The organism is Enterobacter sp. UPMP701 (assembly GCF_053709515.1).
Map to the genome: position 1 here is coordinate 14,443 of NZ_JBSKJN010000020.1, position 13,032 is coordinate 27,474.

The following is a 13,032-nucleotide window of genomic DNA, read 5'->3' on the forward strand; positions in this document are numbered from 1 at the left end:
AGCACAAACATTTAAATAAATATGAAGTTAAGCAGCACCCAAATGTTGACGCTTTTCTAAAAAAAGAGCCAACATTTGGAAACTCTTCTATTCTATTTTAGTCAGCGATAGTTCACCTTTAGCATTCGCACTGAGCACAAAGCGAGTCGCGTACCGAAGAGCGGCATTATGATTTCTCAACTTTAATACCACATCATACTTTCCTGGTTGCCAGTCAACTTTATCCCAACGAAGACAATCCTCAGACTTTAGAATGAGGCCGGAATGAAAAATTTGTGGGGAATATATAGCTTCCCATTCATTACCTACCTGTCGAGATATTGAAGGTTCGTAAACTAAAACAGTTTCACCTGGCCTCGTGTCATCCAAAAACCCAAAACAGGGGACATTTTTTTCCAGCTTAACAGTTAAACTTTGAAACTGAGCAGGATGGGATATGCACGCGCTACATGATAATACAATGGATATAACAGTTAACGCTCTTTCCATCGCTATTATACACCGAGTAGTGAACCAATCGTAATGACCGGGGAAAATTCCCCGGCCACATACGCAATTATGCTTCTTTATTTTCTTTGATGTTCCAGCCAGCGCTGCTTTCAGCACCTTTACCGCCAGACGTGGTCTGCTCCCAGTACTGCTGTTTCACTTTCGCAGCCTGGAATGCATAGGTCACGCCAACGGTATCGCCGTTGTCAGCACCGGTGTACTGAACAGAAGTGACCAGCACATCTTCCAGCGTGATGCGGGAGTATTCCACCTGCTGGCCGCCGGCTTTACAGACGGACAGCTCAACTTTAGTCAGGTGTTTACCGCTGGCGCAGTGTTTCAGGATAGCGGTGGTGGATTTGTCGATCAGCGCGTTTACGTGCAGGTCGTTAAAGTTAACTTTACCGGCACCGCCGCCACCGCCGACGCTCATATTACCTGGCTGGGAAGCGCCCCAGGAGAAGGAGGTAATATCAGTCCAGCCGGTGTGGTTAGAATCTTTAGATTCGCCCGTAACACCCTCGACCTTCAGAAACATATCAATAGCCATAATATCTACTCTTCGTGGATGAACAATATTGCTTTCGAAAAAGCACTTATATGGCAAACAGGAAAGCATGGGGCTGAATAAAACCGTCCATATTTTACCTCTGCCTCACATCAAATGACCCGTGTCATTTGACAGTCTTACATTCCCCCTGAATGAACGGAAAGAATGTGAAGTCTTTTACTACTGCGGGTTATCCTGGATCCAGCTACGGTCAGGATCGCCAACTATTACCTGAGAAACCATTTTATTCAGTTCGTCGCTATGATAAAGACGGAGACAATTTAAAGTTACGCCTTTGATTTTTTGTGAACGTTCAGAGTGAAAGCTGTTCTTTTCGTCTTTATATTTATTTATAACAGCCTCAATTTTCTCCATGCCATTTTCAACATCGAAGGGCATCCACTCCAGGAGTGCGCTTGCACTGAGCCCTGCATCAGCAGAAAACTGACCACCTTCATCTGCCACCTCAGCAAGACAGCGTGCCAAAACGTAATCTTTCATCACCTGCCTGTAAGTTTGTTGATGAAAGAATTGAAGGTCCGTGTTGGCAGAATAAGATGAGCAACTAGTCAGAAAAAGAAACAGGCAAAGTGTTTTTTTAAACATGGCGATATCTTTATTTGCGCTATGACGCTATCTCAGTTCCCAGAACCAAATCTCTTTACAGTCTGTATAACAATCGGAATTGCACTGCATCATGTTATCTCCTACCGGCTCCAATAGGTCGATGTGTCCACCGTTGTAATTAGTTATACGGTTGAAGAAAATCACACCTTTACGGTTACGGAGTTTTTGACCTGCCTCACGAATATCAGTATAGATTTCTGCCTTGCCAAACACACTCGCTTTATAGAGCTGGTCAGCTAAAAGCTTCGCACCAGGTTCAATTTTTTTACCCTTATATGGCCCACTCTTTATAGCCAAACGTCCTCCAAATTTAACATCACACTTTAAGAGAGCGAGACTCATTCGCACTGCGCAAGTATTCATATATCCTGGATTGGACTTAATGAGCACGCTTGCGTCGTAACCTATTTCATTAAAGAGATCATCCCGAGGGACATAACCCGGACGGGCTTCGTTAGAGGAGTAATGTTGTGCTTTTAACTGTGCATACAACGGTTTCATGGTTGAACTCCTTTTTTGCACGGTAAATCCTGCGCGAGAGCCTCGGTGATTAATGATGATGCAGCTTCTTTCTTACGGTTTTCAGGCAATTTTCTGAAATAGCTGTAAATGCTCTCTCGTAATGAACCGGGCAACGCGACCGTATATCCACACCAGGATTTGCCCTCCGTCGCATCCATTACCCCAAGCAGGTACATATTCGCTTTAAGCTGCTCCTGCTCGTTATCTTTTGCGAGCCACGCTAAAAGAAACTTTTCCCCGCTCATTCGTACATCATTACGGGACAGCGTATTAGGGTCGCGTAGAAGATTTGATGAGTCATTCTGGCCATTAGCAGCCCATAGTGGCGTCGCTCCCAACAGACCGGTAAACAGCAAAACATGTAGGGTAAGTAACTTCATTGTTTCTCCTGCTCCAGATTAGATTTCTCTTTCAGCATAACTAAACGTGGTCAGTGAAGGATTAACAACGCTTTTTGATTTTCTCACCGGTAGCGTATATGCACATCGCGAGAGCAATACATCCGACAAGCAAAAGTACGTGCAATATCGCTCTCAAAACACCCTGTTGCCAGTCAAATATCAAAAGGTAGTAACCGCATGCGGTAAAAAACATCATTGCCGAAATCAAAAGCAATAAATAAGCGATGAAATAGATAATGAATTTTTTCACCAAGAATTTTCCTTCAAATTCATTATCTTTTTCATATTCAACGTCATAGTGCCGGCCCTTACGGGCCGGCAATTATCATTACGCGTCTTTCGTCTTCAGCGACGGCAGTTTAGAAACCAGACGCAGAGAAACGGTCAGGCCTTCCAGCTGGTAGTGTGGACGCAGGAAGAACTTCGCGGCGTAGTAGCCCGGGTTGTCTTCAATCTCCTGCACCTGCACTTCCGCAGCCGCCAGCGGTTTGCGGGACTTGGTTTCCTGAGAGGAGTTGGCCGGGTCGCCGTCCACGTAGTTCATCACCCAGTCATTCAGCCAGCGTTCCATCTCTTCGCGCTCGCGGAAGGAGCCGATTTTGTCGCGCACGATGCACTTCAGGTAGTGAGCAAAGCGGCAGCAGGCAAACAGGTACGGCAGACGAGAGGCCAGACGCGCGTTGGCGGTGGCATCCGGGTCGTGGTACTCGGCCGGTTTTTGCAGCGACTGCGCGCCAATAAAGGCCGCAAAGTCGGAGTTTTTGCGGTGTACCAGCGGCATAAAGCCGTTTTTCGCCAGCTCGGCTTCGCGACGGTCGCTGATGGCGATCTCGGTCGGGCACTTCATGTCCACGCCGCCGTCATCGCTCGGGAAGGTGTGGCACGGCAGGTTTTCCACCGCCCCGCCGGACTCCACGCCGCGAATCGAGGTGCACCAGCCATACTCTTTGAAGGAGCGGTTGATGTTGGCCGCCATCGCATAGGCGGCGTTCGCCCAGGAGTAGCTGTTGTGGTTCGCACCGTCGGTCTGCTCTTCGAAATCAAAGCTGTCGACCGGGTTGGTGCGAATGCCGTACGGCAGGCGCGACAGGAAGCGCGGCATCACCAGACCCAGATAGCGGGCATCTTCGGATTCACGCAGGGAACGCCAGGCAGCATATTCGGTGTTCTGGAAGATTTTGGTCAGGTCGCGCGGGTTAGCCAGCTCCTGCCAGGACTCCATCTGCATCACGCCAGGTGCGGTACCGGTGATGAACGGACAGTGCGCCGCAGATCCGATGCGCGCCATTTCGCCCAGCAGCTCAACGTCCTGCGGGCTGTGGTCGAAGTAGTAGTCGCCCACGATGCAGCCAAACGGCTCGCCGCCGAACTGACCGTACTCCTGCTCGTAGATTTTCTTGAAGATCGGGCTCTGGTCCCAGCCCACGCCCTTGAAGCGCTTCAGAGTGCGGCCCAGCTCCTGCTTGGAGATGCTCATAAAGCGGATCTTCAGCATCTCGTCAGTTTCGGTGTTGTTCACCAGGTAGCTCAGACCGCGCCAGGCGCTCTCCAGCTTCTGAAACTCTTCGTGGTGAATAATCTGGTTCACCTGCTGCGACAGCTGCTCATCGATACCGGCGATCAGGTTCTGAATGGTGCGGTAGGTGTCGCTGGAGAAGGTGACGGTATTTTCCAGCGCCTGCTGCGCCAGGGTTTTGACCGCGCTCTCTACGGCTGAACGGGCCTGATCGGTTTTCGGGCGGAACTCTTTGTTCAGCAGCGCGCTGAATTCATCCTGGCTGAACGCCTGACCCGCCTGCTGCTCATGTTGTTGAGTCTGGTTGCTCATCGATTATTCCTCGCTACCTTTCGCGCTTTCGTCATTTTTCGGCAACTGGCTCAGAGATTTGAGCAGCGTCGGATCCTGCAGAATTTTTGCGATCAGCTCTTCCGCACCGTTTTTGCCGTCCATATAGGTCAGCAGGTTGGAGAGCTGAGTACGGGCTTCCAGCAGCTTGTTCAGCGGCTCAACCTTGCGGGCTACCGCGTCGGGCAGGAAGTCGTCCATGCTGTCGAAGGTCAGATCCACGTTGAGCTTACCTTCGCCGGTGAGGGTGTTATCCACCTGGAACGCCACGCGCGGCTTCAGCGCCTTCATGCGTTCGTCAAAGTTGTCGATGTCGATTTCAAGGAATTTACGCTCGTCGACGGCCGGCAGGTTTTCCACCGGTTTGCCGACCAGATCGGCCATAACGCCCATCACGAACGGCAGCTGAATTTTACGTTCTGCGCCGTAGATCTCTACGTCGTACTCGATCTGCACGCGGGGGGCACGGTTACGTGCGATGAATTTCTGCCCACTGTTACTCATTGCCATGATGTTCTCCATCAAAGATGCGCGGTGAAGGTGAAACGGCAGGCTCCATGCCTGTCGTCATAATGCCTGGACGCGTTATTCGCGGCGTCCAAAGATATTTTCCAGTTGGTTAACGCCGTCTGGCGCCAGGTCGCGAATAATGTCCATAAAGTTAAGTTCTGACAGCCGCTGCACCCGTTCAATCATCAGCGGCGCGGGGTGGCTCGGTTCGTACTGCGCAAAATACTGCTTCGCTTTCTCCAGCATCAGCTGCGCGTCGGCGCGGCTGGTGACCTGCACGCTGCGCCAGTCCGTCACCTGCTGAACGGGCGACGCGGCCACCGGCTGCGGCTCGGCATGCTGTTCAGCCTGCGCATCACGGTTCGGCAACAGCTTGCTGATGTCGGTCACCTGACACGCGCTGGCGACCAGCCCGACGGTTTTCAGCAGCTGTTCCATTTCCGGTACGCCGCTTTCACCGAGATGCCCGATGAGCAGCTCGCGGATCGCCAGCAGCCGTTCGTTAATGACGATAACCGCGGCGGTCCCCGGCTGGTCGCCGCGGGCCAGCTCGTCAATCAGCCGTGGACGACCGCCCGGATAGTCCGGACATTCCGTCTTGCTGCCATCCAGCAGGGCCTGGGCATCCCGGAGCGAAATTTCATCCCCGTTTGAACGCAGCAGCGAGGCGTTTCGCACGGCGACGGTGAGCTCGGATTTATCGCTCAGCCCCGCCAGGGCGTTAATACGATAGAACGGGTCGGTCTCACCATACTCTTCCAGCAGCGGATAAAGCGTCTCCCAGTAACGCGCGATCGCCTCCTGCACCAGCAATAATCCGTCCGCGTAGCCCGCAAGGCCGCGACGACGCGTCCAGGCGTGGGTTAACGCCAGCATCACGCGAAGATCTTTAGTGCGGCTCAGCAGGCTGGTGGCGAATTTTTCTACCGTGTTCCAGTCCGCTGGCTCTGCCGGGATAATGGTGTCGCCAAACTGCTGTTCCGCTTTCCCAAGGCTTGCCTGGTTCATCGCCTGGAAGTCAGCGTCGTACTCCAGATTGTCGCCACAGGGCTTGTCGGGGCTGACTGGCGCGAGAAATTCTTCGATATTCATACGTTCCCTGCTTATTCAAACATGGGCGGATAGAGACCGTGACGCCCCGGACGGGCTCCCCCTGCCGGGTCGAACAGCAGGGTGAAAAGCTGCCCGGTGAAGTTGCCGCTGTGAACGTGGGTGTACAGCGGGTATCCGTCGCAGCGGTTGGTCCACCAGTAGCTGGTCTGACGCAGCGGGTCAAAACACTCTGCCGCCTGTGGCCAGCCCAGCGTGCTCTGGCCGTCCTCGTCGTAACCAATCACGTCGAGGATGTCGGAACGCTTCTGCGGCTCGACGGGCTGCGGTGCCGGAATAGACATCAGCATCTCATCCAGCTGTGAGGCGGAAAAACTGTTGCGCACCGCGTGCAGGCCCAGACGGCCAATCTGCTGATACCAGCTCTCCGCCTGGCTGAGCAGGCTGGTCGACCACTCTGACGGGGCAAAGCTGAGCTGAATGCAAACCGGGTAGTGTCGGCCAACGCTGTCGCGGCCGGGCAGCAGACAGCCCATCTGGATCATCTGGCTTCCCAGCATCGGCGGGACGACGAAATTCCAGACCGGTGCTTTCGTGAACTGGCGTTCGCCGCTGCGCTGCTCTTCCTGCTGCCAGGCCAGCAGGCCGACCTGAAACCAGTGTGACCACTGGCGCTGTAAAGTGTCAGGAAAGCGACGCTGCAAAAAATCTCCGGCGCTGGGTAATTTGCCATACCAGCTGTAGCGGTTCATCGCAGGGGTATTCGTCATACGGCTGTCCTTGCGGTTATGGGCATGAGAAACGGGGAAGCTGGAACGGGTTGCGAATGCTGTTTGGAGCAAACTCCAGCGTGACCTGATGGCCGTCGACGTTGAAGGTGGCCTGACGGCTCAGGCTTCCCGCGCCCGGGCTGGTGCTCGCTTTATCGAAAAAGCGGTTGAGCGCCCAGGCGCCGTTAGTGACCAGCGTCGCGGTGCTGCCGTTAGCCAGACCCAGCTGCATACGGACCTGATTGGTGCCACCCGGCCCCGGCCAGTTCATGATCTGCACGGCCTGCGGACCGTGGCTGTAGCGCAGCAGTTGGCCGTCAACGTCCAGGGTCAGGTTCAGAATGGTGTTATCCATTCGTACGGTGCGTACCGTTACCTTGAAAGACGGCGTGGTGGCGCCGTTAGCAAAGAAAGCGTCGCGAATCGACTGGGCCTGCTGGAACGGTCTCAGTAGCCCTTCACTGCCCGGCAGGGTTTTACCGTCGATGCCTGGCATAAAGCGCCAGTTTGCCTGCGTGGTATCCACTTTGCTGGTCAGGTTGTCGCGAAAGAAGGTGTCCATCAGCCCGGTGCCCGGCGCAAACATGCGGGCGAGATCGTCAGGAGTGACCTCGGTGCTCGCGCTGCGCACCAGCGGGTAGCGACCGGCGATCGCCTGACGGCAGAACCCGCCGACTTCGACGTTAATCCGCTTACGGACGTTTTCCAGGTCACGGCGCTGAGTATCGCTGCTGGCCCCCACCGCCATATTGCTGAACATGGTTTGTAGTCCGCCTGGCAGACGACCGGCGCTGGCCTGCAGACGGCTGATCGCCTCGCCGCCCGGTGCCGGCATGCCGCTGTTGGCCGCATCCTGGACGGCGGTCAGGTAACGATAAAGCTCGTCCACCTGTTTGAGAAAATCATCAAAGACGATGGTCTTGCCACCCTTTTCCAGCGGCTGCGCCAGCTCAATCATCGGCGCGTAGTGATCCGTTACCAGCTGCTCCGGAGCCTGGATAACCGCAGCCGCCTGCGTCGGCGCAGTGTCGTTATTACTGAACAGCGCTTCCAGCGTGCGGGTGGCGCGGTTGCTCTGCACCTGCGCTTTACCGGCATCTTCCGGTGCCGGAGTATCGCGGGAGAGCGTCAGGACCTGGCTCAGGTTCTGTACCAGACGGCGCAGGGGCGAGTTCGCGCCAGAGAGCAGGCGCGCGGTGTTGATGCGCTGGGAAAGATCGGCGCTGTTGTTAAGCTGGATGTCAGCGAGAAAGCGATCCCAGTTCGCGATAAAGTCGCGCATGTAGAGCTGGCGCACGGCGTTATCGATCTGCTGTTTATCTTCCTGCGCGGTCGCGGCGCCCAGCACCCAGGCATCGTCTTCATGCAGCGCGGTCGTCACGCTGTCAATCTGCCCGTTAAAGCTTTTCCAGTAACCGTCCGGCGTATAAAGACCCGGCACGCCTTCGCTCACGGGCTTACCGCTTTTGCGGGAAAACACCAGCTCGCTCTGCGGCCCGCCCAGGTCGGAAAGAGAGACCGGCTTCAGGTTGTCATCATGTTCCAGCAGGCGCTTCAGGCGACCGTAGACGCGGGTTGAAAGCGGCTGCTGGTTGATCAGCGCTCTTTCACGCGCCACCAGGGATTCGTCCTGCGCGTACGGCGAAGCCTGGATTTTCGGTTCCAGCAGCTGCGTCAGGTGCCATTCGAGCTGCTGCAGCTGCGCCTTCGTGACGTTCTGCGGCAGATTCCGCTGCAGGTTGAGCATCACCCACGAATGCAGGAATTTGCCGTCATAGTGCTTCGGCTGATAGAGCATCTGATAGGCTTTCAGCGCCTCATAGCTGTACTCCACGTCGCTGCCGTTGTCGTTGCGAAGCCAGGTGGTGATGTGCATAGCAACGGCGGGCAACAGCAGCTGATCCAGCGCCTTCTGATACAGGGACTGCGATGCGTCGCTGACGTCATCCCCACGGTAAAGCCCCATGCGGCGCGATACTGGCGGATCGTTGACATCAAACGCGTCGCTTTTCGGCAGGTCGACCAGGCCATTTAGCAGCGGGAGCAGATCGAACAGGTCACGCTGCGGCTGGTTCTGCAACGCTTTGCTCTGCTGATCCAGAAGGGGCACCTTCGCATCCACCTCTTCCAGATAGGCCTTGTTTTTGGCATAGCTGGTCAGCCACAGTCCGCCGAGGATCACCAGCAGGGCCAGCAGCGCCGCGTAGCCGGACCAGATCACCGCCCGGTTGCGCAGTTCCCACCAGCGGTTTTCCCCCGCGATCCCGGCTTCCTGGAAAATGACGTTTTGCAGCAAATTCTTGATGAAGAAACTCTGGCCCTTCGCGCCCGGGATTGGGGCCTCTTTACTGACCGAATCCCAGCGCGAGCTCTCATCCCCTTCCGGCAGGGAGAGCGCGCGGTTCAGTTCGCCCATCACGCGGTCGAACGGCATGCCTTCCTGAGTCCCGCTGGCGAAGTAGATTCCACGCGGCGAGAACTCGGTTTCGAAGTTGGAACGTGCAAAGACCGTGCTCAGGTAGTCCGCCAGCAGCGGACGCAGCGCGGCAAACTCCTGAGGGAAGAGATACGCTTCGGCGCGGGTTTTTGCATCATGCTCTTTGAGCATGGTTTCAGGCAGCCCGGCATCGAGGCGCTGCTGTAACAGAGAAAACTCCTGCTGGAAGTTGCCCATCAGGTCGTAATCAGCGTGTTTGGTCTGTTCCCACGGCAGCGTGAATCCCCAGATCTGGTCTCGCTGCGCTTTGTCGTAGTCGGCAAACCACGCGCGGAAGCCTTTGAGCAGGTCGGCCTTGGTCACCATCACGTACACCGGGAAGCGGATACCCAGCTGTTCGTGCAGTTCAGAGAGACGCTGGCGCAGGTTCACCGCCTGCTGGCGGGACGCCTCGGCAGACTGGGTCAACAGGTCGGAAATGCTGATGGTGACGATGACGCCGTTGATCGGCTGGCGGCGACGGTATTTGCGCAGTAGCCCCATGAACTGCAACCATTCACCGGCGTCCTGCACCTGCTCGCTCTCCTGGGTGGTATAGCGACCCGCGGTGTCCAGCAGCACGGCCTCGTTGGTGAACCACCAGTCGCAGTTGCGCGTGCCGCCGATGCCCCGCAGCGCGGTCTTACCAAAACGGTCGGCCAGCGGGAACTGCAGCCCGGAGTTAACCAGCGCCGTGGTTTTACCGGAGCCCGGCGCGCCAATAATGACGTACCACGGCAGCTGGTAGAGATATTGCGTGCTGAAACGCTGGGTCCACTGGGCGCCCTGGCCCGCTTTGCTGAAGTGCGCTTTTTTCAGCATCTGCGCGGCTTCATCAAAACGGCTGGCGAGGATCTGCTCCTCGCTGTTCAGTCGCTGCTGCGGATCCGCCGCCTCCGGGCTGGTGGTGTTCTCGTTGAGCTTGTCCATCAGCTTGCGGTTCAGCCAGGCGTTATAAAGACGCGGGAGAATGTGGCCCTGCGCCCAGAGCAGATAGACCACGGCAATGCTGATAATGCGGTTCTGTTCAGACTCAAGCGGTCGGGTGTCCACGATGGACAACAGCGGACCAATCATCCAGATCACCGCCGCCAGCGCCGTAACGCCGAGGAAGCTCCACAGAATGCGGTTGGTCAGAATGGAAAGAAGTGTAGTCAGCATCCTTAGTTTCCTTGTGGCAATCCGTTCAGCTCGGCCTGGGTGTTTTCAGGCGACACCAGCAGAGTAATTTCCACACGGCGGTTACGGGCGCGGTTTTCCGGCGTCGTGTTTGGCGCCACCGGGTTAATCTCGCCCCGCCCTTCCGCCTTCACGCGGCCAGGCTGAGAGAGGCTTCCCTGCAGCATTTTCTGTACGGAGCGCGCGCGTTCCAGAGAGAGCTCGTAGTTAGAGGCAAAGCGCGCGCTGCGGATCGGCACGTTATCGCTGTAGCCCACTACCAGAATTTTGCCGCTGACGTTGTTCATCGCCTGCGCAATGCGGTTGATGACCGGTTCATAGCGGTCGCGCACGACGGTCGAAGCGGAGGCAAACAAACCGTCACCTTTCAGGATCACGACGCTGCGATCCGCTTCGTCTTTTACCGCCACCAGACCCGCCTCGATTTCAGGCTTCAGGAAGCCGCGCAGGTTCAGCACCGCTGGTAGCTGACGGGCCGGTTGCTGAATAGTGGTTTCCGGCAACTGAGACTGATAAATCTTCGCCAGCACCGGGTTGGTGTTATCGCCAAGACGCCAGTTAAGCACAATATAAAACAGGCAGGCGATAAACCCGGCCAGCGCCACGCAGGCCCACAGGGGAACCATCGGACGCCAGAGTTTGCGCAGCACCGGACGATCTTCCGGATGAGGAGAAAGCGGCGGCGGATAGCTGCCGCGCACGCCGCGGATCATCTGCCAAAGCCGCTGCTTGATGGTTTCAAGCTGGGTACGGCCATTATCCAGCACCCGGTAACGCCCTTCGAAGCCGAGCAGCAGGCAGTAGTTGATCATCTCCAGCAGCAGGATATGCTCGCGCGGGTTCTGCGACAGGCGCGCCAGCAGCTGGAAGAACTTCTCGCCGCCCCAGGTTTCGTTATGGAACGTCACCAGCAGGCCATTGCTTGACCAGACGCCGCTGCTGCCCCAGGGAGTAAGCGCGGCGGCCTCGTCCAGCGCCGTACACAGGCAGTAGCGCGCCCCGACGATCACTTCGTAGGGCAGCCCCGCCTGCTGACAGCGGACTTCGAAACGGCGGATCTCATCGATCAGGCGCTGGCGTAACGCCACCTGATCGTCATGGGATACCGAATGACGGATCTGCGGAATCGCATTGAGCAGCGGGTTGGCGGCCGCCACCAGCGGGTTGTTGCTACTGGCTCCGGTAAACGCGGCATCACTGCCGGTGTCCTGTCGTTCCTGCATATTAAGCGCTCGCTTTATTATTCTGTCGGGCTACGGATGGCCCAAAACTCCATATCCAGCCCCGGGAACTCACCCGCAAGGTGCAGGGCGAATGCGCCGGACTTATCCATCTCGTGCCACAGCTCGCTGCCCTTCTCCAGTTCGAAGTAGCTGTATCCGGCATGCCATGGGATCTGCGGTGGCGCGACCGGCATAGCGCGGAGCATGATGCCCGGCAGTTGAAGCTGGACCAGATCGCGAATTTTCGAGACCGGCGCGATTTTCATCTGTGCCGGGAAATGGGTCTGCAGGTGTTCACCAGGCACGTTGGCTTTTACCGCCAGCACGAACCCGAACTCGCGCACCATGCTGGTTTCAGGAACGGTGGCGATGTTCAGGCCATGCGAGCGCTCGTTAAGCGGCAGCTGAATGGCGTGGTCTTCCATCACCAGCGACAGCCCCTGGCGCAGCATCAGCATCAGCTTGCTGAAGCAGTTCGCCAGATCGTCGTGATCGTAAATCGGCAGCACGCTCTCGGTGGTGCGCTGCGACGTCCAGGTCGTGAGCTCGGTGGCAAACGGCAGCCAGCTGCGCCAGAGCGTTTCCGGGTGTAGCAGCGGCAGTGTTTTTAAATGTGAAACCTCACCGAGATGACGGTTAACAAGCGAGAGCAGCGTAAACTCAATCAGTTCTGAGGTATTAAAGCGGCCAGGCTGGCGCAGGCGGCCGCCAATCTGCTGGCTGCGCTGCACCAACAGGCCGTGCAGATCGTTAATCATGCTGTAGATCTGCGGGCTGTTATTGGCGTTCAGCATCGGCGGGATGTAGCTGTTATCCAGCCGCACGTGGTTGTCGTTGCGTTTTTCCGTCACAAACGCCACGCCGATGGCGGTCCATTCTGCCGTGAGGTCTTTTTCCAGCATCAGCGTCAGGCGCAGGCGGCCAAACTGGACGGTGGCATCCCCCACCGACATGGCGTTATCGTCTTCGACTTCCTGCTCAAACGCGACGAAGCGCGCCAGCGAGGCAGGCTCTTCGCTGAAAATCACCTCTTCCCGCTCGCCACGACGAACCGGCAGCGCGAGCACTACCTTTTCGTTGGTGAGATTGTCAGGAATTTTAAGCGGCGCCGGACCATTGCGTCCGTTGCGGACCTGGAAAAAGGTACCGTCCGGCAGTAACCCGCTGCAGTAGCTCAGGGCAATACAGCCCTGGCGCAGCATCGCTTCGTCCAGTTCTACGTCGAGAAAGCCCCAGAGATAAGAACGCTGCAGCGCACCCCACTCACGAACATGGTTGAGCAGATAACTTTCAGTCCGCTGAAAATGGTGTGGACGCAGGAACATGCCTTCGGTCCAGACGACCTTTTCTGCTTTGGTCATGATGATGTGTTTCCTGTTGTGAAGCGCG

The 13,032-nt window shown here is 56.5% G+C and carries 11 protein-coding genes; all 11 read right to left on the reverse strand.

Features of this window, described 5'->3' with window-relative positions; translation table 11 throughout:
- Positions 1-556 precede the first annotated feature (556 nt).
- The 11 genes from ACWKXT_RS23055 to tssK all read right to left on the reverse strand — a co-directional run bounded on the left by ACWKXT_RS23055 (position 557) and on the right by tssK (position 13,004).
- Entirely contained in the window at positions 557-1,039 is a 483-nt protein-coding gene (locus ACWKXT_RS23055) for an Hcp family type VI secretion system effector (protein ID WP_008502640.1), read from the reverse strand.
- Positions 1,040-1,219: 180 nt separating this feature from the next.
- The gene (locus tag ACWKXT_RS23060; protein ID WP_108417629.1) at positions 1,220-1,645 is read right to left on the reverse strand and encodes a T6SS amidase immunity protein Tai4 family protein; all 426 of its coding nucleotides are present in this window, start codon (positions 1,643-1,645) and stop codon (positions 1,220-1,222) included.
- A 27-nt stretch (positions 1,646-1,672) separates the two neighbouring features.
- On the reverse strand, positions 1,673-2,167 hold the full coding sequence (locus ACWKXT_RS23065) for a T6SS effector amidase Tae4 family protein (RefSeq protein WP_454527713.1): 495 nt from the start codon (positions 2,165-2,167) through the stop codon (positions 1,673-1,675).
- Positions 2,164-2,568 (reverse strand): Rap1a/Tai family immunity protein, encoded by a 405-nt coding sequence (locus tag ACWKXT_RS23070; protein WP_226347761.1) that lies wholly within the window; start codon positions 2,566-2,568, stop codon positions 2,164-2,166. Before ACWKXT_RS23070 ends, ACWKXT_RS23065 begins: the two co-directional genes overlap by 4 nt.
- A 349-nt stretch (positions 2,569-2,917) precedes the next feature.
- Positions 2,918-4,417: a type VI secretion system contractile sheath large subunit gene (tssC, locus tag ACWKXT_RS23075; RefSeq protein WP_148241900.1), complete on the reverse strand. Its 1,500-nt coding sequence runs from the start codon at positions 4,415-4,417 to the stop codon at positions 2,918-2,920.
- 3 nt (positions 4,418-4,420) lie between these two features.
- Complete coding sequence (tssB, locus tag ACWKXT_RS23080; RefSeq protein WP_008502644.1) at positions 4,421-4,945, reverse strand: type VI secretion system contractile sheath small subunit; 525 nt, start codon at positions 4,943-4,945, stop codon at positions 4,421-4,423.
- A 75-nt stretch (positions 4,946-5,020) separates the two neighbouring features.
- Positions 5,021-6,037 (reverse strand): type VI secretion system protein TssA, encoded by a 1,017-nt coding sequence (tssA, locus tag ACWKXT_RS23085; protein WP_454533469.1) that lies wholly within the window; start codon positions 6,035-6,037, stop codon positions 5,021-5,023.
- An 11-nt stretch (positions 6,038-6,048) separates the two neighbouring features.
- The gene (tagF, locus tag ACWKXT_RS23090; protein WP_454533470.1) at positions 6,049-6,765 is read right to left on the reverse strand and encodes a type VI secretion system-associated protein TagF; all 717 of its coding nucleotides are present in this window, start codon (positions 6,763-6,765) and stop codon (positions 6,049-6,051) included.
- 16 nt (positions 6,766-6,781) lie between these two features.
- Positions 6,782-10,402: a type VI secretion system membrane subunit TssM gene (gene tssM / locus ACWKXT_RS23095; protein ID WP_454533471.1), complete on the reverse strand. Its 3,621-nt coding sequence runs from the start codon at positions 10,400-10,402 to the stop codon at positions 6,782-6,784.
- Between the two features lie 2 nt (positions 10,403-10,404).
- Positions 10,405-11,643, reverse strand: coding sequence for a DotU family type VI secretion system protein (locus ACWKXT_RS23100; protein WP_119915863.1), 1,239 nt, complete (start codon positions 11,641-11,643; stop codon positions 10,405-10,407).
- 17 nt (positions 11,644-11,660) lie between these two features.
- On the reverse strand, positions 11,661-13,004 hold the full coding sequence (gene tssK / locus ACWKXT_RS23105; RefSeq protein WP_454527717.1) for a type VI secretion system baseplate subunit TssK: 1,344 nt from the start codon (positions 13,002-13,004) through the stop codon (positions 11,661-11,663).
- Positions 13,005-13,032 lie beyond the last annotated feature (28 nt).